The organism is Pasteurella testudinis DSM 23072 (assembly GCF_900176075.1).
Lineage (GTDB): Bacteria > Pseudomonadota > Gammaproteobacteria > Enterobacterales > Pasteurellaceae > Chelonobacter > Chelonobacter testudinis.
Genome location: NZ_FWWV01000018.1, coordinates 1 through 21,818, shown reverse-complemented (window position 1 = coordinate 21,818; position 21,818 = coordinate 1). Strand labels below are relative to the sequence as shown.

Sequence of the window (21,818 nt, the reverse complement as noted above, 5' to 3'; positions counted from 1 at the left end):
AATAAAAATTTCTCTCCATTATTGACTAAAAAATGTTATAGTGTTCGTATAAAAAGCAATCAGCTTACTTCGTTACGGAGGTATCATATGGCTTCTCACAATCCAGGCTTAGTCTACAAGCTTGGTATCTTATTCCGTCGTTTTCAACGCTGGTCACATCCGACCGGGTTAAAAATTCTTTATGTTATTGCCGCTTTAGTCGCATTCGGTTACTTGGTATGGTTATTAAATGTGATTGTCATTATCGCTGCGGTACTGGGTGTTCACCTTTGGCAGAAAAAACATAATCCGGACTGGGGAGATTTGGATTGGGAAATGCCGAGTGTAGAGATTACAACAGTCTCTGAACCTGAATTCTACGGCGTTATTGAAGATGGTTTTCATGCAGCAGGTCCAGAGGGGCCAGGGTATTATTTAGAAGGTTTTTTAGTGCCAGAGCATAAAAACTTAGTATAATGAAAACAGATGGGATTTTAGCCCCATCTATTCAATTAACTACATATTTTATTTGCCTTTTCCTTGAAAATATTCTTTGAGCTTATTAAATACTTTTGTCGCAATAGCTCCGCCTTGTTGCCCGGCTTGTTGAGACGTTGAACTACCGCTTGCTAAAGCGTTTGCAATATTCCCAATACTCATCCCAGCCCAAGACAATGCCCCGACCCATAATGCCGGTAAGACTAAGAACAAACTGCCCATCACAAAATTAACAACGATATCGTCACGGGTGTTGGACAAGAAATGCACATTCAGGCTGTTGTGGGTACTAGAGTTGTAGAGTGCATCTAATAGCCAAGAGTCTAACCAACGCGCCAGCTCCCACCAAAAACTGAGCATAATCAACGCAAAATTCACAATGGTTAAGGTGACGATGGTTTTTAAAGAATAGGCACTCAGCACGATTACCACCGGCGTTAAAATAATTACCGTCATCAGAATGAATGCTTGAACCATCGGTAACGCCTGTCTGACCGCATCAAAACCTGGAAACGCGGCAACGCTGCCAACCGCCATGCCAGCGGCAGAGGCGACACTGTTGATCACGTTCATGGCAGTTGTATCGACATTGCCGCTATAGCCGGGATAGACTTTTCCCTCTGAAACATTGACATTCTCCGGTCGCAAAATAGCGCGTAATACCGCTTCGTCGGTGTATTCTTTCGATTTGAAAAAACCGATAACCTGCGCAGAGAAGTTCTGCATCACATCGGCAAGTAACCGATTTTTCAGTCCCACGTCGGCATCGTTCCACCACTGTGCACAATTTGGAAACCCACCTTCGCCATTATTAGGCAATCCAGCATCACGCTGGGCATCATATGCCCACAAGCGGTGTGGTTGCTTCGCACGATAACGGGGATAGAGTTCACTGTTGGTTATCAAAATATGTCCGCCTAACCAATCGGTATCTTGCACCTGCGCCGGTGTTAAACTTAGCTGACTCTCTTTAAGACGGGCTTGGGCCGGAACGTAGCACTGCTCAACAAAGTGTTTTATTTCGGTTAAGAGTATCGGATTGTTGATTTTTTCATGTTGGACTTCAAACCGCACTTGGCGTAAATCCGGCTTACATGGAATAACCGAGATAAACGCATGAGTAATGCCTTTGTTCAGCCGATGAAATAATCCCCACCATATCGGTACGCGTGCAGTTTGCCCACCGAGTTCACTTGCCATTGAGCCGTAACCGGTATCCTTGGGTTGTTTGGGAACACTATAACCACAGACCGTCGATTGTTGAGTGTTCAAGCTGATTTTCTCTAAACTAATCGGAATCACCGGTGCCATCATCAAAATAATTGCCAGCATGGCAGGCAGATAAGCTATCCCTAGCCAGCGCATCAGCAACTCGCCCTTGTTGCCTTCGTCATCGCCTTGTTTTTTCACCTCTAAAAACGTGCGCACTAAAATGAACAATAGCGGGATTAGGAAAATACCGGTTTGGATCAGTACACCAAAAATGCCGTTGTTGATCACCCAGCCCAGCAAGGTCAGAAAGTATTCAAGGTAGCTATCGACGGTAAATTTCATTATGACCTCCCAAGGTTATCCCAATAAGTAGAGCAGGTTGAGGGCTTCCAATAACAGGATCGTAATCGCAATAAGCGACAAGAAAAGGCGTGGCAAGGGCGTATAACGGTGAATAGCATTAATGAGCGTTGCGATCACACAATAGAGGCACAATCGCCCTAAAAACCAATAAAACCAAGTCTGTTTAAACCAATGTTGTAGTTTTGTACCGGGCATCAGTGTCACTGCCAAGTAGCTGATGATAATTCCGATGATCAGAATAACGAGTAACCCGAGCAAAATTTTAAACAGTCTAGACCAAAAATGACGCGGTTGCGGTGAAGGGGCATTATTCATTGTGTTGCTCCGCCTTATTCACAGTCTTATCCCCACCTTTTGTGGATAAGTAAATGGGTTCGAAAGTCAGATCAAGTGCCTGGGTCAGATATTCAATCAACCAGTAAGCATCGATGTGATCGACAAGATCAATAACCCAGCGAGCCGGCCACGCTTCTTGCGGATAAATCGGTAAGCGGAATCGCCCGGTGATATCAAATAACAGATACAATGTGGCTTGCTCGCCAATCAATGTAATACGCCAGGCGCGCTGGTTTAGAATACGATGCGGAAATACTTGTAGTATTTTTCCTTGACCGATATGCTGGCGGATAATGGCGCAAAGTCGCACTAACGTTGCTCTCACTTCATCAGAAGCGATAGCCAGCGATTGAATGCGGGGGCCTGCTTCAAATAAACGATAGTGCTCTATGACCTCGATTGCACTGGCTTTGGGTGTATTAGACGTATGAGGCATGCGAAATCCCCCGGGCATGATCAATACGGTTGGCAACCATCAGGGCAGCATCTAACTCACTGCATCGGTGTTCGCTCATTAATTGTTTGCGTTCGGCTTTTTCGTGTTTCTCTGTCATACCAAGCGCAAGGAAGAGACTCGGTGGAACAACGCGGAACAGTGCTTCCATGTTCGTTGTTAATACCACGCCTTCGGTGTATTTGCGGTCGGCTTTTTTCGCGGATAACACCATAATTTTTTGTGCCTCGGAAAGTCGTCTGAAGCGTTCGACTTCCTCTACTTCATCATTACTAAGGTTAAGCAGTTCCCACCATTCCAGCATACTGAGTAACTTACTGGATTCGTTCGGGAAGTCAGTCATATTTTGGGTTGCCAGCCACAACCAAATCCCCAATTTACGCCACATTTTTGAGCCTTTTACCAAAAATTTAGCCAACAGCGGATTGACGGTAATAATATGAGATTCGTCGGTGACATTGACGATTGGGCGGAAACTGTGTTGGTACTTTTCACCAAGGCTGTTGATGTGATTAATCAGCGAGATATAGGCAATGGCCAGTTCGGCTTCGTAACCTTCGCGCGCAAACATCGCCAAATCGACGAGAGTAATATCGGCTTCCGGCCAGATTTCACCTTCACGGTTAAAAAACTGTCCGTTAATGCCGCTACAAAACAGCTCCATAGACTCCGCCATTTCAGCGGCTCGCGGGCGACGTTCTTCACGCAGTTCATCACTTTTACTGAGCCAATCCAGTGCATTTTTTATATCACCGGTTAAGGTTTGTCGCCCTTCCGCATGACTTTTTTTGGCGGCGATTAAAATGGCTTTGCGGATTAAGGCGCGGTCAGCGCGGCTCATTTTATCGTCTTCTTTCGCTTCACCACCGGTGATCATCAAACGCGCGGTAAGCTCCATTTCAGCGAGTAGATCGCGTTGTTCTTCGCCGTCATCATCGTCATCATCATCTGTTTCAGGCACATCCTCCGGATTCACATCCATCTCAAGGAGCTTATAGGCTTCGGAAAAGAGCGGTAGCACGACACCACTATTAGGGTCGAGGGTAATACGATTGACGGTTAAACCATATCGCTCGGCATAATCGGCAAACAGCCCAAAAGAGTTACCGGCTTCGACAATAAACAGGCGAGGGCGGTGTACCGCCATCAATTGTGCCATCTGCGCATTTAACGTTGCCGATTTTCCAGAGCCGGTCGGTCCTAACAGCAATTTATGGGCATTTTTAGTGCGGTCTTTCTGGTTGAGCGGATCAAAGTCGAGCGGTGAGCCGCCACGGTTAAAGTAGGTAATGCCAGGGTGTCCAGTGCCTGTTTCACGCCCGAAAACCGGGAGCATATTCGCAAGGTGCTGGACGAAAAAGTATTTGGTGTAGTAGCGACTGCGTGCATCGGCTTGTGGATTGAAACACATCGGCAACCAGCGTAAATAGCTGTTTAAGGGGGCAACTTCAGAGCCTTCCTTGACCGGAACTAAATTATTACTTAACAGCATGGTGCGCAATTCACGTGCCCGATCGCGCAACTGTTTATCTGTCTCTCCACGCAGATAAAACGCCAGTGATGCCGGATACAATTTGTGTTTATCTTTTAAATATTCGGTTACCGTATCACAGTCTTGTTTGACGTACTTGGATTCAAAATTATCGCCGACTGCACGGCTACTTAATTTTTCTAAATGGGCTTCTAGCTTATCTTGTGGGTGGATCACAATGGTGGTGACCATAATGGTCGATTCCGGCAATAAATCAAATAGCGCATTGATATTACGCCCACGCGTTACTTCACCGGTCATATGTCCAATGGAAGGCGCTTTGCGGATATTATCCACCACCACGACTTCATGAGGTTGCTGATCAAAATACCAGTACTGTTTTTTGCTTTCCGGTTGGTTATAAAACAGGGTTTCGCTAAAATCTTGCCAAGCAAGTGGTACGTCGCTGCTAATGGATTGCGGGTATTTTAAAAATTCATAACATTGATTATTGGTCAGCCCTTCGAAGTTAATGCTGGGATTAGGGTTAAACCAACGTAATAGCCACTGGTGAATCGCGTCACCGTCTTGGCGGGTGAGCTGTAATCCGGCGGTTGTTAATGCGCTGAATATCCGATCACAAGCATTGTTGAGTTGTTCAATCGCATTCTCTTCGGCATTTTTTTCAACATAACGGTAGATCACCATCCGCGTTTTGCGTACACGACCGGACCAAGGGGTATTGGTAACCCGATCATCTACAAACAAACCACCTGGCTTGCTGATGTCACGGAAATGTTTTTCCATGATTGAGAGCCACTCTTCACTAAAAGCCGAGCCTTGTGCATCGGGGGTGATATACCGGCGCAAATTATCAATATAAGGCTGTAAATCTTCATCATCTTGGCAATAAAATTGCACGACGTAGGGATTGATGTCCAACTCGTCGAAGCTGTCTTGAATCGCATCTTTGACTAAGGTGCGAATACGGTTCAGATACTCGTCACTGCGCCCCTCGGTGCCGACTGGCTTGATTTCAAACACCGCACCGACACTTCGGGCATCATCTAACAGCATGACACCGTGCTCGTCTAAATACTCGCCCCAGGGCAGATAATCGACAAAAGAGGGCTCTTTTGAATAGAGGCGTTTATCGTGTTGCTGCTGCGTGAGTTTTCCGCTGCGTTTGAGCGTAGGAATGGTCGGCGAGGCAGCGGATTGAGCTGATATAGCTTTATCACTCTCCGCCGCCAATGACATTGATACCGACGCTGCATTTCCTGAAACAGTCGGCTCAATTTTTGCTTTCTCGTTTCCTTTTGCTACAAAAGGGGATAACGATTCTTTTAAGAATGAGAACATTTATAGTCCTCCCAAACGTTCACCAGGCTGCGCATATTGGGTTCGACTATAAAAAGGGATCACGGTTGAATAACCGGGCACTGGCATCGGTTCTCCGGATTTAGAGAGATGCGGATAGACATACATCACCAAATCCGGGTTGGGTAAGCGAGGAAACAGATTATTGACCTCATTTTCCGCCGTGCGGGTATAAGTGGCTTGTTCTTTTGCCGAGACATAATTGACCGGATCTTGTAAGCGGTTATTTTGTCCGCGGTATTGCAGAAGTTCATTTGTCCCGCCACCTTGATTCCAGACATCGCGCATGGTGCTGTTATCCGTCGGTAGCAAATCTTTAGAAGTCGAACAGGCACTTAGCAGTGTGATACTGAGGCAGAGCAGTAATGTTTTCATTGTCATGGTAACTCCTTTTCTAATCTAATTCGCGAGTAGTATGGGGTTGGTTGTATTTTACTTTGCGACCAAGTGCGTTGTAGTCAATTTCAATGGCTCGTTCGATGTGGATGGCAACCGGATGTCCCGGCGGCACATAAACCGCATCGAACATCTGCCCGTAACGGGCACGGAACCAATCTGAGGTTTCTTTTAATCCACTGCCTAGTGCTTGACCTAAGATAAATTTGCCTTGGTCACCAGTCACTGCGCCGACGACAGAAGAACCATCAACCACCGTTGTTGTTTGTGCTTGTGAGAAACCTTGTGCGGCGGCACTAGCGCCTGCTAATAAGAAATTCGTACCAAGGTATTCTGGGGCATTGGTTTTGCGATCACCGGGAATGCACGGTAACCCGTGGTCATCGGAGAGCCAGCCGATTTTATTCCCACTGTTGCTGCCACTATTACTCGTTTGTGATGACGTCACAATACGTCCGTCACTAAAGACGAAGGTCAGGCTTTTGATTTCACCGCGTACACAAGAAAGTGTCCAATCACCGGTTGCGGTACCGGAAGCAATGGCGCCTTCAATATCCGGCAACTCAATACCGTTGGCGATCAGATTTTCTCGACCAATCAAAATTTTAAATGGATAAGGATCAGTTACGTTGTTGTCAATTGGTACTCGTCCGATAAGTGCGGTCATAGCGACTGATCCAAGTAGGGTTGAATTTTCCGGTACGGTATAAAACGGCTTGGTGATTTTACCGATGACACGATTGACATCGTTGACAAGATTGTCATCCTTGCTGTCTTGTGTATTACGCTGAGAAGTCGATTGCCCTGATTTGAAATCAGATGGAAACCCGACTTTAGTCGGTAACGCACTATCTAATATGCGTTTCCCATTTGAATCCAGACCGATTTGGTCGTCCGGCTCAACCCAGCGCATGCCTTGGCTTGGCGTTGTTCCGGGTAAATGTTCACCGTCTAATCCTAAGCCGACGGGCATATCACTACCGCCGGTTTGCGTACCGGAAATACTAGGAAGTGGGGTAGAAGCCGTTTGGCTTAAATCGATCACTTGTTTTTTTAGTTGATCGACTTGAGTGAGTAAATCTTGCGTTTCAATCCGCACGGCTTCACTGACACGATATTCCACATTGCTGTCTTGGTTACGCAACTGTTGGTTTTCGCGGCTTAATTTTTCATTTTGTGAAATGACTTGCTCAACGCGTTTTTGGTTAGATTTTACTGTACCAATTAACGTGCGCACCGTATCTTGTGCCGTATCGCCCTCAATGCCCATTGAACGGAGCTCTTCCGGTGTGAGGTCGTTTAGTGATAAATCTAAAACATCTTGTGTTTTATTGCTCTCTGTTGAGCTTGAATTGCCACTAAAGAGGACAAACAACATCATACCGACCACCAAAAAGACACTGGCAGTAATAATAATCAGCATTTTATTGGTTTTCATTTGCGCCTCCTGTTGTCGTCGGCGCAGTACCGGCTGATGGCGTCGCAGCATTGATTACCGTGGTTTTGGTGACAGTGACTTTTTTGACTTTTGGCTTGGCTTTATATTGGCGCGCTTCTGGAATGACGGCTTTATCGGCATAACCTTCTGTAACCAAATAGAGGGTTGTGGTATCTTCAGCGCCGCCGTAGCCACTTAAATAAGGGTGTTGGAATGTTGCCGCATAAAACCGTCCCTGAAGCTCGCGCGGATCAAGCGTAATGCGCGATTGCCCACGATTTTGTAAGCGAATAGCAGTCACCACATAATCACCGAGCTGCCAGCTCATCAATGGTACGGCACGGATTGAATACTGAGGCAGTAACGTAGTAATTTGCGATGGTAAACGGTGTGCAACTTGGCGCACACCATCTAACGGTTCGACGGTGCGCAAAGGCGCATACAGCGATTGTGCGGCATAACGGGTGAGAGCTGCCGGTATCGGTAGTTGTGGACGAGGTGCGGCTTCGTCATCTCCAAGCCCCAGTTGTGCCAATGGCGCATCATCTTGATTGAGTGAAGCCGATTGTTTTTCAATGTTGCTGTCATAGATAAAACGAATCGGCTCTTGCGGATTGGTCAGCGTCGTTTTGGCGGCAACATCCAATAAAATCAGCTCACCACTGGCCACATCGCGTAGCTGTAAGCGCGTCGTCGGAAAATCCGACAAGGCTTTAAAATAGACCGCACCGCCGGTCGATTGAATACGCAATTTGCCGTCTAATTCCGCTGGGTAACCAACTTTGACATTTTTATCAACAAAGACAATCCGCTCTTTTTCGACTTGCAAATCAATCGGCAGTGGTTTGCGCTCCCACTTCATTAAAATATCTGCTGAGGTGTTTTGGCTTACCAAGCCAAGCATGAAGCAAAGTGCGGTCAAAGGAAATGTGATTTTCATTATTGGGTTCCTCCGGATTGGCTATCAACACCCTCTAAACGTAGTGGAATTGAGGTATAACAGTTAAAACCCAACCCCCACGGATTTTTCTGCATATCAATGTCCATACGCACAATGTTGATCGGGAAGCGGGTAAGTACCCGTTTTACCGGCTCATCTTGAAAATACTCATCGACACTGAGATCGAGATTCACCGTCCAGCTGTCCTGACTGTGGACAATCACTTTATCGACACTGTAGCCACGACCAATGATTTCATACACACCGCGCACGCGGTCACGCAGTTCGCCGTGTCGGCGGCGATCAAGATAATCCTGTTCTAAATAGCGTTGGCAGCCTGGAGTCAGAAACGGTTTCAGTGCAGTGATATTTTTGTCATAATCAGTTTCGCCGTTGACCATCCAGCGATTTAACTGCTGAAAAGTTTGATAGGCAAAGGCGTATACCGTGGATTGAGGAATTTCCCACCAAGGGCGTTGACTGCCAGCACGCATTTCCGGCGGAATATACACTGTCAACCGGTTAGGAGAGGTAAAAATAACGTAGATCAAGCAGAGGCAGATGAGGCACAACGTCCCAATCGCCACACGCGCGGTCACGATATGCTTATTTTTTTCATTAACTTCACCTTTTAAGCGACTCATAGGGAGACTCATAGGGATTTTCCTTTTTGGTTTTGGCGACGAATAGCCCAATAACCTTCTCGGCGGATAAATTTATTGGTGGCTAATAAACTGTCGATTTTGACTTGAATCAAACGGTTTAAGTAGGCTTCCGGTTTGCCTCGCTTCATGGCGGCGACAATACCCTTACCAATTAAAACGAACAGAATACAGAGAATCATCGCCAGTGCGGGAATGAGCAGCCAATAGCCGGTGACTATCCACAACAGCAGTCCGCACATCAGCCCGAACAGAAACCCGATAACCGCCGAGAGACCGAATTCGGAGACGGTCATTCCACCGAAAACGGTTGCTTCCCGATTTAAGCGGGTTGGAATAAAACTGATATTTTTTTCTGAGTCGGACATTATGCGCTCCCGTTGTGGTATTTGGGGTTAGAACATACCGACAGCCAGTCTGACTAAGTACAAGCAGAAGAAAATCACGACAAAGCCGACGATAAGTGCAACAATGAAGTGTCCCCATCCTTTTCTTCCATTTTCAGAAGTGGCTTCGTTATAGATACTGATCAGCGCTTTTACCACGACGAAGATCGCACCGGCAGCTAATAACACGGCGGCTAATGTGACGATGGCTTTACCAATTAACCAAAGAATTTCGGTCACGTCTTTAGTTTCGCTATCAACTCCCGGAATTTTAAAATCGGGAATCTTACTGGCATCGGGGGCGGCAAATGCAGACTGGATACTGCTCCACATTAACAGCATAAAAGCGAGATAACGTTGGGATAGGCTTTGAGTAAGAGATTGACATGTTTTCATGGTAGGAACCTTATGGATTAGTAGATGAAAAAAATTAAAACGCACAGCACAACGGCGGCGCCTTTGAGGATGAAAAATAAAAATTCGAGCGGCGTTTTATTACCAAGGGCAAACCCCTTAAAACCGGAATTAATTGCCCAAGCATAGGCAAGCAAAAGACCGGCAATTAAAAAAGCGGATAAGATGAGCCGCAAATTAGTCGGGTCGATACCACTGACGAGACTGAATGCCTGAATCGGTGAGTTAGTCGCATTTTCACCCGCCATTATTGCCCCCTGAGCTTGGTATAATCTTCGCGTAGTGTTCGCAGTGCTTGTGGGTTACGCGGAATTGCACGGGATGGCGAAATATATTGCTGAATACCGTTTTTTACGGTACTGATATCGCGTTGTGCAGCGCTGTAATCAAAGTATTCGCGGCTTTTTGCGGAGGTTTTGGATTGTTGTAGTGCACGCACTAGAGAGGCTTGGGCAGCATCCAGCTGTTTAATCGCTTGGGCAAGTTGTTCTTGCTCACTTGCTGTCGTTGGCATTGAAAAAGTCAGTGCAAAGGCGGCAATCAGTGGCATGAAACGAAATCGGGATATCATCATAAAATCTCCTTAATTTTTAATCTTGCTGTGGTCAAGATTGCCAAATTCAGCATTAAAAATTAATGGAAAACTCTTTTTGAAATTGAAACAGTTTCTGTTATAGAAACGGAGTTGACACATTTTTTTAAATTGCTAAAATGTCAGAAAATATATTACTTTTTATATCGGATTATTGTTTTTATGCCAGTTGCAAAAGAAATTAGAGAAAGAATTACAACGTTAGAGCCTGGTGTTTTATTTTCATCAAGAGAATTTGTTGAATTAGGTAATCGAGCGGTTGTTGATCAGGCGCTATCGCGCATGGTACGACGTGGAGAGATTGAGAGGGCGGCAAGAGGATTCTTTTTCCGGCCTAAAAAGAACCGTTTTATTGGCAACGTGCCACTGGATGTTCAGACAGTGGTGGAGGCAATATCCCAACAAAATGGTGAAACGGTACAGGTTCATGGCGCTGAAGCAGCAAGACAATTTAAATTAAGTACGCAGATGCCGGTACAAACGGTTTTTCATACAAACGGAGCAACCCGTAAAATTCGTGTCGGAAACAAAGAAGTGCAAATGCTGCATACATCTAATCAGAGAAAACTCCAGCATGCTGGAACCAAAGTTGGGTTAGCCATCTCGGCATTGTGGTATTTGGGTAAAGATTTAGTGACTCCAGCGGTAATCGCAAAAATACGCGCCTATTTAAAAGATGAAGAGTTTACAACGTTAAAAAATGCGAATTTAACTGGTTGGATGCATGAAGTTATTCACCAAACAGAAACAATTGGGGTGGAATAGTCGTGAAAGAATCTTACTTTACATTGGACGTATTTGAACAAGCTGAAATCTTACAATTTTATAGTGATAAACTCGCAATGCGAGATACTATCCTTGAGAAAGATATTTGGTTATGTTGGGTACTTAAAACTATTTTTAGTATTCCAAATCGGCATAAGATGGCATTTAAGGGCGGAACATCGTTATCTAAGGTGTTTGGTGTAATTGATCGTTTTTCAGAAGATATCGACATTACATTAGATTATAGGGATTTTGATGAGTCAAATACGTTTAATCCTGATATGAGTAAGAGCCAAATCAGAGTATTTAGTAATAAATTAAAGGAAAAAGTAAAAGAATATCGTGATGATGTGATTGTTCCTGAGTTGGCCAAAAAGTTAAAAGAATTGCCTCAGATTTGTGATATCAGAACGGATGATTCCGGTGAAAAAATTTGGCTCAGCTATCCTTCAGTATTGAAATCATCGAATACCTATATGAAAGAGGAAGTGCTTATCGAACTCGGCGGCAGAAATGTGATTGATCCCAATGACATTCATCGTATTGAGACTTATATAGGACAACAAAATCCTGAATTTGATTTACCTTCATCGGATATCGTCGTGCTATCTCCTCAACGTACATTTTGGGAAAAAGCAACGCTTATTCATGTCGAGTGTCATCGTGGATTAAGAGAAAATGCTGAACGTTTATCTAGGCATTGGTATGATTTGGTGAAATTATATAACCAGGAAATAGGTAAACAAGCGATGAATAATCGTATTTTATTAGAAGATGTGGTGACACATAAATCCCTATTTTTCAATGCGAGCTATGCACATTATGATGATTGCTTGAGAGGTGGATTCCGGCTTAAGCCAGATGAAAATGGTTTATCTGCACTTGCTGATGATTATACCAATATGTGTCGCGCAGGTATGATTTATGATAGTGATGAAATTAATTTTGATTACATGATGCAAAAAATTGATCAGATTGCAATGAAAATAAACGCATTGGCAAAATAATGTCGGCATAATATGCGGTGAACTCAGTTACTATCAGATTGTTAAAGGTATTTTTTAAAGCTGGCAGCTGTAACACAAATGGATAGGCCAAATAAAGCGGCAGCCGGCACGAGGATAGCATTAGGGTGAACCGAAATCGGGATGGAGAGATAGAGTATCCAAGCTGTAATCATGACCGGAAAAATATAGCGCCTGGCGTTGTGATACAAAAAACCGGATTCCCGACCGGCACCGAATTTGCGTAAATCCCGCAACATTAAGCCCTCGGTAAAGCCGGCTAAGGCAACCAACAAAAAGAGAGGGCTGGTAAGCGTAATAATCAATAAACGGATAATAAAGGTGATCGTGATGTAAATGACGGATTCAACGTAAGCTCTGGTATAGTGATAAAACCACTGTTCCCATTGTCCATGATTTTCGGGATGTGCTAACCACCCTTGAATACCGGTTTTGACAAATAGCCAGTGATGTGTCGTTGCAATCACGGACGTAGCTAACTCTACCGGAGAATAATAAAATAGGCCACGGGTAAAATCCTCGGAGAACCACTGCATTTCTTGCAGCATCATGTTTTGACTGTGTAAATGTCCCTGTTCTGACCAAATAAAAGCAATCCCTAACCACTCGAAAACAATACTTAAAATCCAGGCAATAAATAATGCCGATAATAACGCCGATAAACGATTAAGTAAGCGTTTCTTGGATTTTGCTGTTCGTACTGGCGGTGCAGGTTGTTCTGTTGCCATTATTGCAACCTGTTTCGTTGAGTGACATGACATTGAACCATCACAATACTGTCAAAGGCTTCATGCATTTGATCGAAACTGAGATAAAAAGAAAATGCACCTTTACTCAATTCTTCTTCTGGCAACAGTGTATTCGCCTGATTTGCCGTCCAAAGGCTAACGCCGTCTTTTGCCACGGTATTGGCGAAAGCATGCACCGAATATTGGTGTTCAAACCAATCTCGGAAGTAGTCATGACAAATATCTAGCAGCAATTGCCCATTAGGTAACGGGCAGGATGCTAAAAACGGACCGTCGAAATCAATTTGCATATCCGGCAAGTTGGTGAGTTCCATTTCCGTCGTTTTATCTATCATCGTTTAATCCTCTGCATCATCTATATCATCGTCATCGGTGGAATCCATATCATCCATGGCATCATTGTCTATAGTATCATTTTCGAGGCTAAAATCGGTGTCAGAACTGTTTTCTGTTTCAATTTGTTTTCTGACAGCGATGGTCTGGGTACTATCGGCAACCATGGATTCAAACAAATTGGCGATGTCTTTTGAGGGGGCATAGTCTGTAAAGGCGGACTCCCACCAATTGGCGACCACGTGATAATTTTTGCGCATATAGCCGGCGAGCTCCTGCATCGATTCCGGCATCATGTCGTCCTTATCAATTGCCGGCAGCGGCATGCGGATTTTCCAAAGTTTGCTGCCCTCGAGCAGAGCAAAAGCTTGTCCTTTGGGTAGGTTGGTAATATTTGCCGGTACCAACATGGGGACTTGTTTTTGGGTGATACGATCGCCGGTGTTGGAGGTAAAATGTTTATCATCATCGGGATTACTGGAGTCGGTTGTCCCGGACATCACAATGCTTTGTAAGATGGTGACATCGTGCAATTGCTTGGTTAGTAGCTCGGCGGTTGCCGGCTCTTTCACTCGCAACATAATCAAGGTATTGAAATTACCGATGACCTGTCCGGCTTTTGCGCGGCTGCCGATTCGCGCTTCAATATCCGACAGGGTTTGAGTGTAGGCTGTCACTTGAACACCGGCGCCTCCGCCTTTGTTGATCAGCGGAATAAACTCATCCCCCATCAATTCGTTAAATTCGTCGCAGTGCAGATTGATTTTGATTTGTCGCGGTTTATCGCGATAGGCTTCCGGCAATCCCTCATCAGCCCCGAATTTATAGATATGACCTGCCATCGAGACGAGATCAGCAAACATCGAATTACCGACCGCAGCCGCAACGGTTGCATCAGACAGTGCATCTAACCCGATATAGACGATACCGCGTTTACGGATCACCTCTTCCCAATCAAAAATCGGGCGTTCATCTTGCATATCGGAATAATCCGGTGACAGCAGTTCTGCAATTTTACCGGTGGTCAATTTTTCCAGTAACGGCAGAAGTGATGCCACAATTTTATCAAAATAGGTTTTATCATAACGCACCGCACTGGCAAGCCCCTCAAGAATCGCATCAAATACTTTATTCTCAACGATGTATTGATTCAGTACCGCAATTAGCGGACGGTCTTTCATGCTGAATGCCAAGTTTTTCGGATCGACTTTAGCCGCAATTTCGGTCAAACTTGGCCAAAGGGTTTTATCTTGCTTATCAAAATAGGTTTTGGCGTAATCAATAAATAGGGAATCGATGTTTTGCACATAGCGGGAAATTTGCAAGTAATCCGGTCTGCGCCCCAATTCTACTAAGGCGCGGGCAACGATATTGACAAACCGCCAAGCAAATTCTTTAAATGCCGCGCTGTTGCCGGCACCGGATAGTTGACCGGAAATCCGCCCAGCAACTTCGGATACTCGTCCGAATCGCCCAATGCCGTTGTAGCGGGCTGAGATTTCCGGATAGCCGAGATGAAACATATAAAACTCACCCTCACGTCCGGCTCGTTTAGCTTCGGCGTACATGCGTTTGAGCATGTCAGCGTCACCCTTCGGATCAAAAAAAACGACAACTTCACGCGCTTCGGGATGATGACCTCGGTGAATGTCTTGGGTGACTAACACCTCGGCTAATCGGGTTTTGCCGACCCGGGTTGTACCATAAACCACAGTATGTCCAACGCGCGTACTTAAGGCTTGTGTGACATTGACTTCATCCAGTTCGATTCCGTGGATGGCGGCAATCCCTTCAACCGGCGGTAACGGACGCACCGGATTCCATGTTGAATCTTTTGCCGTGAGGCGCGTCAGCAGATTATCATGGGTTTTTTCGTATTCCCTCGCCCAACGAAAAAAATGGGATTGTCGCATAAACCGCTCACCGCTTTTTGAAAAGCAGTCGTTCAGACGTTGGGTGTGTTTAGGCAACCACTCAAAGCCACGTCCGAGAAACAAGTGTTTATTGCTGACCGGGATTTGTCGAGAGGTCATCGCATAATACGGAAGTCGCTTAAGATTGCGATGGTAACGAATGATGCGCATTCCCTGACGAAATCGCATCAGACTCAAACCAGCAAAAATAGCCGCGATGCCCAAACCGATACTCGGATGTAATGCCAATGACCAGGGGGCAACCGCACTTATCAACGCACACGATGCGTGAACGCCGGCAGGGTAGAACTCAACCGGCGGACGCAACAGGGCTTCGAGTAAATGTTTATCACTCATTGAGTTAGCCCTTGTTCAGTAATCAATACTGGGTAATGTTGTAAATTCATGCGTTCAGCCAAATCATCGCCTGGAGTCGGGATGAGTGTCAGCTCCGGTGCAATTTCGCGCAGGGCAATCAAGGCTGAAAGACTATCAACATTCACAACCAAGCCGATTGCATGAAGAGAGGCGAGATATTGCTTTTTAGACTGCAGCCAAGCAACCGACATATTATCGTTGCCGACTAAAAAAATAGGTTGCAAACCGGCTAAATCCATTGTTCGTTCTTTGAGCACGCCTGGACTGAGCTGATGTGAAACAACCGGTAACATATCTGCTTCAGAGAGCATAGGTGGAATGGCATGCGGCATTATCGGTGCGGTTTCATCGTGTTCAGGCTGAATGGCTTCATAGAAGCGAACCGCACTTTCGCCGCCGACATCGGCAATCACCTGTAGTTCCGCATGGGCAAATAAATTCACACCCATAATGATCAAGACAATACTGAATTTTATGGATTTCATAGATTTCATAGCCTGTCTCCGTTAATATCTGCGGGTTCAACCCAGAGTAGTGCTTTTTCTGTTGGTGTAACCCAATTGAAATTTGCAGTTGGTTCTTCTAATGCGGTTTGCGCCGAGAAAACGAGAGTAGGGCGTGCTTCAAGCGGTTTTGTTTTCGGAAAAGAAGGGGAGGGCTGTGGTGACATTTTCTCGATTCTGGCAAGTTTTGCACGAATACCGGCTTTATAGCGTTTGGCGGGTGCTCCGCCTTTAGGGTGATGGTAACAGCCGGCGGCATTAACCCAGTCTTTATGTGTGTTGTAACAGGTTTTTAAAATGATCGACGCAACACGAAGATTCTCGAACGGTTCAAAGCCGTCGCAATGGTTAGAAAAAAAACGTTTTCCGTTCCAGCCGATATTCACTTGGGCAAGACCGACATCGATATTTTTCAATGGGAAACGTTTTACAAAGTCTTGCAGGGCTGAGCAAGCCGCTTCGCGCGTCGGATAAAAGTAGCTTTTACCGGCTACATTCAAGGTCCACGGCCACGGTAGCACTTTTTTAGAAGCCAATTTTGTGCCGCTTTCATTGAGTGAAATGGCAAATAACATTTTCGCTGGCACGTTTTGTTGTGCTGCAATCTCTTGATAAGCCTGGGGGATTGCAGCGTGTGCTTGTAGTGAAAATAGAGCAAAACAGCCACAGTAGAGCATTAATAAACGAGTTTTTGCCATTCCCCGTCTCCTGTTACTTGGAATGCTGCCGGTATTTTTCCCTCCGCATATTGCAGCCAATAACCGGTATCATGGTTGAGGGTGATGATGCGTTTATTCACTTTAGCTGGATCGATTTTGTGTTTCACCGCCCATTTTCGGATTGCCTCATCATTTTTTTGTTCACCGACCACATAAATGTCAATCGCAGCCCGTCCGTCAGCATAGCTGAGAATTCGGCTTAAATCGGTTTCACATTTTTCACAATTTTCTAAACGGGTAAAATAAAAAATCCGCCCGCTCGCTTGGGAAGCGTGTGGCTCAACGGTAAACGGCATTTCATTCGGGTAGAGTTCTTGAAAGGCTTTATCATAAGCTAACTGAAAGGCGAGTTCTTTTTCCACACGTTGATATTCTTTTTGTGCGAGCAGGCGAGCATAACGTTGGCGTTCAGCATCGGTGGTCGCTTCAATACCGAGTGTGGTCAGCGGATCTAAGTTAGGCGACCAGATACCGCGTTCGCCTTGTTTGAGTTCAAGATAACGTGTCCACTCGTTTGCGTTCAATCCCCAACTGCCGGCAATGGAGAGCTGTTCCTGCGTTAGCGGCGTATTGCGTGAATACTGCTGAGCAGTTGAGGTAGTATTGGCATAACTGCAAAAACTGAGCAACGATAATAAAAGCGCCGCAGTCTTTAATCCTGGTGTCATTTTATTCGTCCTCAATGACTTCAGTCGTCACTGTTGTGGTCGTCAATACAATGGGTGCAATGGCACGTTCCGGTACAGGGCGGGACTGGAAGCAGATTGTTCGGGTGATGTCGTTTAACGTCACATCGTAGGCAGGACCCGCCAGCATTTGCAGGGCATCACTTAGTTTCATTGGTCCGAATTGATAATGCACTTTCGGTAAGGGGCGAGAAAAAAGGGTTGCGGTATCCGCTTGCCCAAATCCGGAGCAGAGGGCAAAACCGGTGTGATTCAGTGTTGTTTTTAAACCTTGCTCGACAGTAGCGGTATAACGATTTTTATTTTTTTGCGGCACTTTGACGGTGACTAACTGATCGAGCAAGTATTTTTGACCTTCTTCCGGTGACATACTGACCAAGGTATAGCGACCGTGGCGAATGATTTCCGCCGGCAGTTTAGCGGCTTGTTGGTAAATATCCGGCAGAATAATACGCTCTTGTGGCTTTGGTGGTTCAATGATTTCAGTCATGGTGATACCGCTGGTATTTACTTGGCTGCCGGTTGTGAGAAGCGGTTGTTCGGGCAGAGGATAGGTTGTTGTGTCAGATTGGGATTGAGGTTGTTGAACACAGGCACCCAATATCAAGCAAAGTGAGGCGGCAATTAAGGATTTGTTCATTGTTATTCTCCATAAGTGGCGGTAGTCTGTGGATTTAGCTTCACTATGGAGAATTAGTCTTAAAATTTGAATAATTAATTGTTTTCGAGAAATTGATAAAAAATTTTAGGTTTGAGGTAATGGCACATTAGATAGAGCAATATCTTGTTGCTGATTATCGAAACTCAAGAAGCAATTAATTCGCTTTGGAATCAAGCATAGCGAAAGTAGCGATAAAGCGGTTTGCACATTTACACTACGCCTTTGGCGGTTCGGGCAATCTTCGCCAGTAAGTAATTTCATTACCGCAATCGACAAAATCCCCCAGATCTGTATCGTATTCAATTATGACGTAGGGGAGCTCATAATATGGGATGTAGCATAAATAATGCCCCTGTTCGCAAGGCGGCGTTTCAGCACTTATCCATTCGCTGGGATCTGAATCCTCCGTCACGGAGGAAATATTGAGAGAAGGATACAGTGCATTCAATCGATTATTAGATACTAGCATTTTGAGTTCTCCTTTTTGATTTTGTTCTGGGTCACTGTAGCAATGATGAACGCTGGAAATAAGCATTTATTGTTTTTTACCGGCAAACAAAAAACATAAAAAGCAGCTACCTAGTGGCAGCTGCTTGATATTTCGATTCACAATGATATCTTAATCGATCAAATCATAAATTAATCCGGATTCCGGATGTGACGGGAATTCACCACCGACTCCCCAAATATAATTGCGTAGTAGGTGATAAAATCGCCCAAATAACTCTGCATATTCCGCAGAATAAAACGACAGTTGGCTGAAAGTATATAAATTTGCCACCATGGAAGCCGCTTGTGGGCTTAGATGACATTCCATCCCACTTGGACTCATTAGATGTAATGTATCAGCTGGTGTTTCCAACTGAAAATAAAGCCCGCTGTTCGGCAGAAGATATAGCGACCAATCACCGCCGTCATAATCTGCGCAGAGGCGAGCCATGCTTGAAAATAACGTATTTTCGAAGCTGAATCGATGGAGATAATCCAACCCAATGCGTTCTAAATCTGCCAACATATCGTTTGACTTTATGGCGAGAGCCACGGTTTGTGTTTTCATTGTGATATTCCTTCTAAGTGAAACCGAGGGAATATCCCCTGTAGGAATATTCCCACAGGGGTAAGAGAAATTCATCTCCGAAGGGAAATGAATTTCCCTTCGGAAGTGTAAAAATAACAGTAAATTAACGGGTGACGATATTACCTGAAACCGTATCGGCATCGCCATGCAGCGTATTGCAATGGATACTGCCGGAGACCGATTCCGCATCACCGGAAATATCACCGGTCACGCAAATGGGCGGCTACTGAAAACCTGCTGAATAACCGTGTTTCCATTGATCTCGGCTACTTTTTTGCCGTTGATGTAAATACCTTGTTTCATATAAATTTCCTCTTAAAGTAAGGCCTATAACAGCTGCTGTTCCACGAATGAAACGGCTTCTTGGCCAGCGATAATAATATGGTCCAGTACGCGAATGTCGATTAACTCACACGCTGCTTTAATCTTCTCTGTCATTACCTTATCAGCATCGCTAATGACGGTATTACCTGAAGGATGGTTATGAGCCAACATGATAGCTGCGGCATTTAATGCCAAGGCTTTTTTGATAATCTCACGCGGATATACATGTGCGCTATTGATTGAACCTGAAAACAAAATTTCCGATTTAATCAATGTATGATCGTTCTTCAAAAAGAGGACGGCGAATTGCTCCCTTTCCTCTAGCCCAAGTAACAACTTCAAATAATTTTTGGCTACATCCGGATCACTAAGCACTTGATAAACCGGATGCGCTTCCATCGTGCGATTAAGGATGTTTAGTGCTGAATTAATAACAGATTGCTCTGATGTTGTTAATAAATTAGACATAGAATATTCCTTCAAAAATGAGGGAATATCCTCCCTACGGGAACATATTCCCACTGGGGTTAAGTTAGATACTAGAATTTAATAGGCTATTTCTGAAGAAATAGCCTATTGTTTAACTTACTTTTATTGCTGCGCCTCAGGCTGTTCGGTTGTGCGACGAGGTTCTTCACGATAAACGATATTATCGCCTACCTTCACCATTTTGATACGCAACAGTCGTGACTTCAGCATCACGCCGGTTTGTCCGGCACGTTCGCCTTTACTGATCGGATAGGTGTCATACCATAAATCACCAAGGACAAAGCTGATTAACACTTTATCTTCACGTGCGACGGCATCTTGGCACTTACGAACCAGTTTTTCAGCTTCGGCACCCACCACATTACAGCCAAATTTGGTGTATTGAATGGCATCCGAGCTGCCGGAAATCGCAGTAATGTCACACGATAAGAAAGGTTTCCCTTTTTTAGGTGTTACTTCGCGGATGTTGCTTAAATAACCAATACCGTGAGTATGCAGGTCAAAATATTTAGTTTGAGTAGTCATGATGTATTCTCCTAAAGTAAAAATAAAAAAGCGGAGAAACATCTAACCCAACACGGGATAAATATTCCCCGCTGGGTGAATTGAAAAATTAGATTTCAAGATAACTTGAAATGGAAAGAGTTTAGGTGACATTCCTGCGTTAATGCAGTGTTCCGTTTCAGAATGCTCGGAGACATAGGGCTAAACTCAACTATCTCATCGGATAGCCGCTGCTTTTCAAGAGTTGTGCAGCTTATTAAGTGTTGTCAATGACAACGGCTTAAATATGAGCTTGATTTGACGATAATGGATTTTGAAATAATCTGAAAGGAAAAATTAAAAAGTCATTTTAGAGATTTTTGGGTAAACAAAAGGCCATTATAAGTTTCCCAATAATGGCCGGTTTTTTGACTATATTTTAGATTAAATATTACTCATCAGTTGGACCATATAAGCCGCCTGCAAAATGAAAGGCGTCATCTTCGTCACAATGCGCTTATGTCATTTTACTTACGATTTACCCGATTACGTTGTGGTCATTAATCGGTATTAACTGGCATCTTTGGGACACAAAGGGCACTCGTTGTTTCACCGGCGAGCTCCGGTAGCGAATAAGTAGCAAGTGATTGCAAGGTCATAACAGCACTGATGCAGAACCATTATGACCTTACAATCACCAGCGAATCGAATAGGCGTGGATAGAGTAAGAGGGCTATCCAATTGAGTTTAGGTGGCATCCCTGCATAAATGCAGTGTTCCGTTTCAGAATGCTCGGAGACATTTTGGCTAGTGTTGTGAATTGATAACCGACAATTCACAAACGGCTCTTTAGAGTTTCATATTACTACGTTTTATCAAAAGATTCTATCGATGATGACAGGGCAACCGCGCACTTTGTCTAATAATCAACCAACAACACCAAACATCAGCTCTGACCTGAATTCATCTGACCAACCCGCTGCTTTCAGCTTCATCCGCATACTCATTTTAGCCGGGTGAAGCCGCGATAAATTCAACGCAAAACGGCGCAATATCGCCATATTCTCCGCGCCGTCATCCTTGCTTATCACACAATCATCTTCCCGATAGACCATATCCAGCACCCAGTGCGCCTTATTCTCCACTTCCCAATGACCGCGAATACTGTGCGATAATTGCTCCGCACTTGCC

26 protein-coding genes are annotated in these 21,818 nt (G+C 44.8%); 3 read left to right on the top strand and 23 right to left on the bottom strand.

Annotation, left to right across the window (positions count from 1 at the left end):
* Window positions 1–87 precede the first annotated feature (87 nt).
* Window positions 88–456 carry a hypothetical protein gene (locus tag B8880_RS08110; protein WP_084257116.1) on the top strand — a complete coding sequence of 123 codons (369 nt, stop codon included), beginning with the start codon at window positions 88–90 and terminating at the stop codon, window positions 454–456.
* Window positions 457–504: 48 nt separating this feature from the next.
* On the opposite strand, the gene B8880_RS08105 is transcribed toward B8880_RS08110, so the two are convergent.
* The 12 genes from B8880_RS08105 to B8880_RS08050 all read right to left on the bottom strand — a co-directional run bounded on the left by B8880_RS08105 (window position 505) and on the right by B8880_RS08050 (window position 10,479).
* A complete protein-coding gene (locus B8880_RS08105) occupies window positions 505–2,031 on the bottom strand; it encodes a conjugal transfer protein TraG N-terminal domain-containing protein (RefSeq protein WP_084257115.1) in 1,527 nt (508 codons plus the stop codon).
* Window positions 2,032–2,046: 15 nt separating this feature from the next.
* Window positions 2,047–2,367 (bottom strand): hypothetical protein, encoded by a 321-nt coding sequence (locus B8880_RS08100; protein ID WP_084257114.1) that lies wholly within the window; start codon window positions 2,365–2,367, stop codon window positions 2,047–2,049.
* The gene (locus B8880_RS08095) at window positions 2,360–2,824 is read right to left on the bottom strand and encodes a hypothetical protein (protein ID WP_143933413.1); all 465 of its coding nucleotides are present in this window, start codon (window positions 2,822–2,824) and stop codon (window positions 2,360–2,362) included. The genes B8880_RS08100 and B8880_RS08095 overlap by 8 nt, the downstream gene beginning before the upstream one ends.
* Window positions 2,808–5,573, bottom strand: a complete 2,766-nt coding sequence (locus B8880_RS08090; RefSeq protein WP_115306460.1) for a conjugative transfer ATPase — start codon at window positions 5,571–5,573, stop codon at window positions 2,808–2,810. Before B8880_RS08090 ends, B8880_RS08095 begins: the two co-directional genes overlap by 17 nt.
* A 102-nt stretch (window positions 5,574–5,675) precedes the next feature.
* Complete coding sequence (locus tag B8880_RS08085) at window positions 5,676–6,074, bottom strand: TIGR03751 family conjugal transfer lipoprotein (RefSeq protein WP_446230101.1); 399 nt, start codon at window positions 6,072–6,074, stop codon at window positions 5,676–5,678.
* A gap of 13 nt (window positions 6,075–6,087) precedes the next feature.
* Window positions 6,088–7,527, bottom strand: a complete 1,440-nt coding sequence (locus tag B8880_RS08080) for a TIGR03752 family integrating conjugative element protein (RefSeq protein WP_084257111.1) — start codon at window positions 7,525–7,527, stop codon at window positions 6,088–6,090.
* Window positions 7,514–8,431 (bottom strand): TIGR03749 family integrating conjugative element protein, encoded by a 918-nt coding sequence (locus B8880_RS08075; RefSeq protein ID WP_244165620.1) that lies wholly within the window; start codon window positions 8,429–8,431, stop codon window positions 7,514–7,516. The genes B8880_RS08080 and B8880_RS08075 overlap by 14 nt, the downstream gene beginning before the upstream one ends.
* Before the next feature lie 35 nt (window positions 8,432–8,466).
* Window positions 8,467–9,111 carry a PFL_4703 family integrating conjugative element protein gene (locus B8880_RS08070; protein WP_084257109.1) on the bottom strand — a complete coding sequence of 215 codons (645 nt, stop codon included), beginning with the start codon at window positions 9,109–9,111 and terminating at the stop codon, window positions 8,467–8,469.
* 8 nt (window positions 9,112–9,119) lie between these two features.
* Window positions 9,120–9,497: a TIGR03750 family conjugal transfer protein gene (locus tag B8880_RS08065; protein ID WP_084257108.1), complete on the bottom strand. Its 378-nt coding sequence runs from the start codon at window positions 9,495–9,497 to the stop codon at window positions 9,120–9,122.
* Between the two features lie 27 nt (window positions 9,498–9,524).
* Window positions 9,525–9,911 carry a DUF2976 domain-containing protein gene (locus B8880_RS08060; RefSeq protein ID WP_084257107.1) on the bottom strand — a complete coding sequence of 129 codons (387 nt, stop codon included), beginning with the start codon at window positions 9,909–9,911 and terminating at the stop codon, window positions 9,525–9,527.
* Between the two features lie 17 nt (window positions 9,912–9,928).
* The gene (locus tag B8880_RS08055) at window positions 9,929–10,177 is read right to left on the bottom strand and encodes a DUF3262 family protein (RefSeq protein WP_084257106.1); all 249 of its coding nucleotides are present in this window, start codon (window positions 10,175–10,177) and stop codon (window positions 9,929–9,931) included.
* A complete protein-coding gene (locus B8880_RS08050; protein WP_244165619.1) occupies window positions 10,177–10,479 on the bottom strand; it encodes an integrative conjugative element protein, RAQPRD family in 303 nt (100 codons plus the stop codon). The genes B8880_RS08055 and B8880_RS08050 overlap by 1 nt, the downstream gene beginning before the upstream one ends.
* A gap of 204 nt (window positions 10,480–10,683) precedes the next feature.
* Here B8880_RS08050 and B8880_RS08045 point away from each other — a divergent pair, with 204 nt between their 5' ends.
* Complete coding sequence (locus B8880_RS08045) at window positions 10,684–11,286, top strand: DUF6088 family protein (RefSeq protein ID WP_084257104.1); 603 nt, start codon at window positions 10,684–10,686, stop codon at window positions 11,284–11,286.
* 2 nt (window positions 11,287–11,288) lie between these two features.
* On the top strand, window positions 11,289–12,293 hold the full coding sequence (locus tag B8880_RS08040; protein WP_244165617.1) for a nucleotidyl transferase AbiEii/AbiGii toxin family protein: 1,005 nt from the start codon (window positions 11,289–11,291) through the stop codon (window positions 12,291–12,293).
* A gap of 41 nt (window positions 12,294–12,334) precedes the next feature.
* Here B8880_RS08040 and B8880_RS08035 read toward each other — a convergent pair whose 3' ends face one another.
* From B8880_RS08035 to B8880_RS07980, 11 genes are all read right to left on the bottom strand, one after another.
* On the bottom strand, window positions 12,335–13,039 hold the full coding sequence (locus B8880_RS08035) for a TIGR03747 family integrating conjugative element membrane protein (protein ID WP_084257103.1): 705 nt from the start codon (window positions 13,037–13,039) through the stop codon (window positions 12,335–12,337).
* Window positions 13,039–13,395, bottom strand: coding sequence for a hypothetical protein (locus B8880_RS08030; protein WP_084257102.1), 357 nt, complete (start codon window positions 13,393–13,395; stop codon window positions 13,039–13,041). The genes B8880_RS08035 and B8880_RS08030 overlap by 1 nt, the downstream gene beginning before the upstream one ends.
* A gap of 3 nt (window positions 13,396–13,398) precedes the next feature.
* Window positions 13,399–15,663 (bottom strand): type IV conjugative transfer system coupling protein TraD, encoded by a 2,265-nt coding sequence (traD, locus tag B8880_RS08025; RefSeq protein ID WP_084257101.1) that lies wholly within the window; start codon window positions 15,661–15,663, stop codon window positions 13,399–13,401.
* Window positions 15,660–16,178, bottom strand: a complete 519-nt coding sequence (locus B8880_RS08020) for an integrating conjugative element protein (protein WP_342353312.1) — start codon at window positions 16,176–16,178, stop codon at window positions 15,660–15,662. The genes traD and B8880_RS08020 overlap by 4 nt, the downstream gene beginning before the upstream one ends.
* A complete protein-coding gene (locus B8880_RS08015) occupies window positions 16,175–16,885 on the bottom strand; it encodes a lysozyme family protein (RefSeq protein WP_115306391.1) in 711 nt (236 codons plus the stop codon). Before B8880_RS08015 ends, B8880_RS08020 begins: the two co-directional genes overlap by 4 nt.
* Window positions 16,864–17,574: a TIGR03759 family integrating conjugative element protein gene (locus B8880_RS08010; RefSeq protein ID WP_084257100.1), complete on the bottom strand. Its 711-nt coding sequence runs from the start codon at window positions 17,572–17,574 to the stop codon at window positions 16,864–16,866. The genes B8880_RS08015 and B8880_RS08010 overlap by 22 nt, the downstream gene beginning before the upstream one ends.
* A 1-nt stretch (window position 17,575) precedes the next feature.
* A complete protein-coding gene (pilL2, locus tag B8880_RS08005; protein ID WP_084257099.1) occupies window positions 17,576–18,232 on the bottom strand; it encodes a PFGI-1 class ICE element type IV pilus protein PilL2 in 657 nt (218 codons plus the stop codon).
* Window positions 18,233–18,872: 640 nt separating this feature from the next.
* Complete coding sequence (locus B8880_RS07995; RefSeq protein WP_159460738.1) at window positions 18,873–19,310, bottom strand: antirestriction protein; 438 nt, start codon at window positions 19,308–19,310, stop codon at window positions 18,873–18,875.
* 348 nt (window positions 19,311–19,658) lie between these two features.
* Window positions 19,659–20,123, bottom strand: a complete 465-nt coding sequence (radC, locus tag B8880_RS07990) for a RadC family protein (protein ID WP_084257096.1) — start codon at window positions 20,121–20,123, stop codon at window positions 19,659–19,661.
* A gap of 123 nt (window positions 20,124–20,246) precedes the next feature.
* On the bottom strand, window positions 20,247–20,669 hold the full coding sequence (locus B8880_RS07985) for an STY4534 family ICE replication protein (RefSeq protein WP_084257095.1): 423 nt from the start codon (window positions 20,667–20,669) through the stop codon (window positions 20,247–20,249).
* A gap of 884 nt (window positions 20,670–21,553) precedes the next feature.
* The coding region (locus B8880_RS07980; protein WP_143933410.1) for an ISAs1 family transposase at window positions 21,554–21,818 on the bottom strand (265 nt) is incomplete at its 5' end.

Coding starts and splice junctions, on each gene's coding strand:
- B8880_RS08110 (WP_084257116.1), top strand. CDS start 88: ATGGCTTCTCACAATCCAGGCTTAGTCTACAAGCTTGGTATCTTATTC.
- B8880_RS08105 (WP_084257115.1), bottom strand. CDS start 2,031: ATGAAATTTACCGTCGATAGCTACCTTGAATACTTTCTGACCTTGCTG.
- B8880_RS08100 (WP_084257114.1), bottom strand. CDS start 2,367: ATGAATAATGCCCCTTCACCGCAACCGCGTCATTTTTGGTCTAGACTG.
- B8880_RS08095 (WP_143933413.1), bottom strand. CDS start 2,824: ATGCCTCATACGTCTAATACACCCAAAGCCAGTGCAATCGAGGTCATA.
- B8880_RS08090 (WP_115306460.1), bottom strand. CDS start 5,573: ATGTCATTGGCGGCGGAGAGTGATAAAGCTATATCAGCTCAATCCGCT.
- B8880_RS08085 (WP_446230101.1), bottom strand. CDS start 6,074: ATGACAATGAAAACATTACTGCTCTGCCTCAGTATCACACTGCTAAGT.
- B8880_RS08080 (WP_084257111.1), bottom strand. CDS start 7,527: ATGAAAACCAATAAAATGCTGATTATTATTACTGCCAGTGTCTTTTTG.
- B8880_RS08075 (WP_244165620.1), bottom strand. CDS start 8,431: ATGCTTGGCTTGGTAAGCCAAAACACCTCAGCAGATATTTTAATGAAG.
- B8880_RS08070 (WP_084257109.1), bottom strand. CDS start 9,111: ATGAGTCGCTTAAAAGGTGAAGTTAATGAAAAAAATAAGCATATCGTG.
- B8880_RS08065 (WP_084257108.1), bottom strand. CDS start 9,497: ATGTCCGACTCAGAAAAAAATATCAGTTTTATTCCAACCCGCTTAAAT.
- B8880_RS08060 (WP_084257107.1), bottom strand. CDS start 9,911: ATGAAAACATGTCAATCTCTTACTCAAAGCCTATCCCAACGTTATCTC.
- B8880_RS08055 (WP_084257106.1), bottom strand. CDS start 10,177: ATGGCGGGTGAAAATGCGACTAACTCACCGATTCAGGCATTCAGTCTC.
- B8880_RS08050 (WP_244165619.1), bottom strand. CDS start 10,479: ATGCCACTGATTGCCGCCTTTGCACTGACTTTTTCAATGCCAACGACA.
- B8880_RS08045 (WP_084257104.1), top strand. CDS start 10,684: ATGCCAGTTGCAAAAGAAATTAGAGAAAGAATTACAACGTTAGAGCCT.
- B8880_RS08035 (WP_084257103.1), bottom strand. CDS start 13,039: ATGGCAACAGAACAACCTGCACCGCCAGTACGAACAGCAAAATCCAAG.
- B8880_RS08030 (WP_084257102.1), bottom strand. CDS start 13,395: ATGATAGATAAAACGACGGAAATGGAACTCACCAACTTGCCGGATATG.
- traD (WP_084257101.1), bottom strand. CDS start 15,663: ATGAGTGATAAACATTTACTCGAAGCCCTGTTGCGTCCGCCGGTTGAG.
- B8880_RS08020 (WP_342353312.1), bottom strand. CDS start 16,178: ATGAAATCTATGAAATCCATAAAATTCAGTATTGTCTTGATCATTATG.
- B8880_RS08015 (WP_115306391.1), bottom strand. CDS start 16,885: ATGGCAAAAACTCGTTTATTAATGCTCTACTGTGGCTGTTTTGCTCTA.
- B8880_RS08010 (WP_084257100.1), bottom strand. CDS start 17,574: ATGACACCAGGATTAAAGACTGCGGCGCTTTTATTATCGTTGCTCAGT.
- pilL2 (WP_084257099.1), bottom strand. CDS start 18,232: ATGAACAAATCCTTAATTGCCGCCTCACTTTGCTTGATATTGGGTGCC.
- B8880_RS07995 (WP_159460738.1), bottom strand. CDS start 19,310: ATGAAAACACAAACCGTGGCTCTCGCCATAAAGTCAAACGATATGTTG.
- radC (WP_084257096.1), bottom strand. CDS start 20,123: ATGTCTAATTTATTAACAACATCAGAGCAATCTGTTATTAATTCAGCA.
- B8880_RS07985 (WP_084257095.1), bottom strand. CDS start 20,669: ATGACTACTCAAACTAAATATTTTGACCTGCATACTCACGGTATTGGT.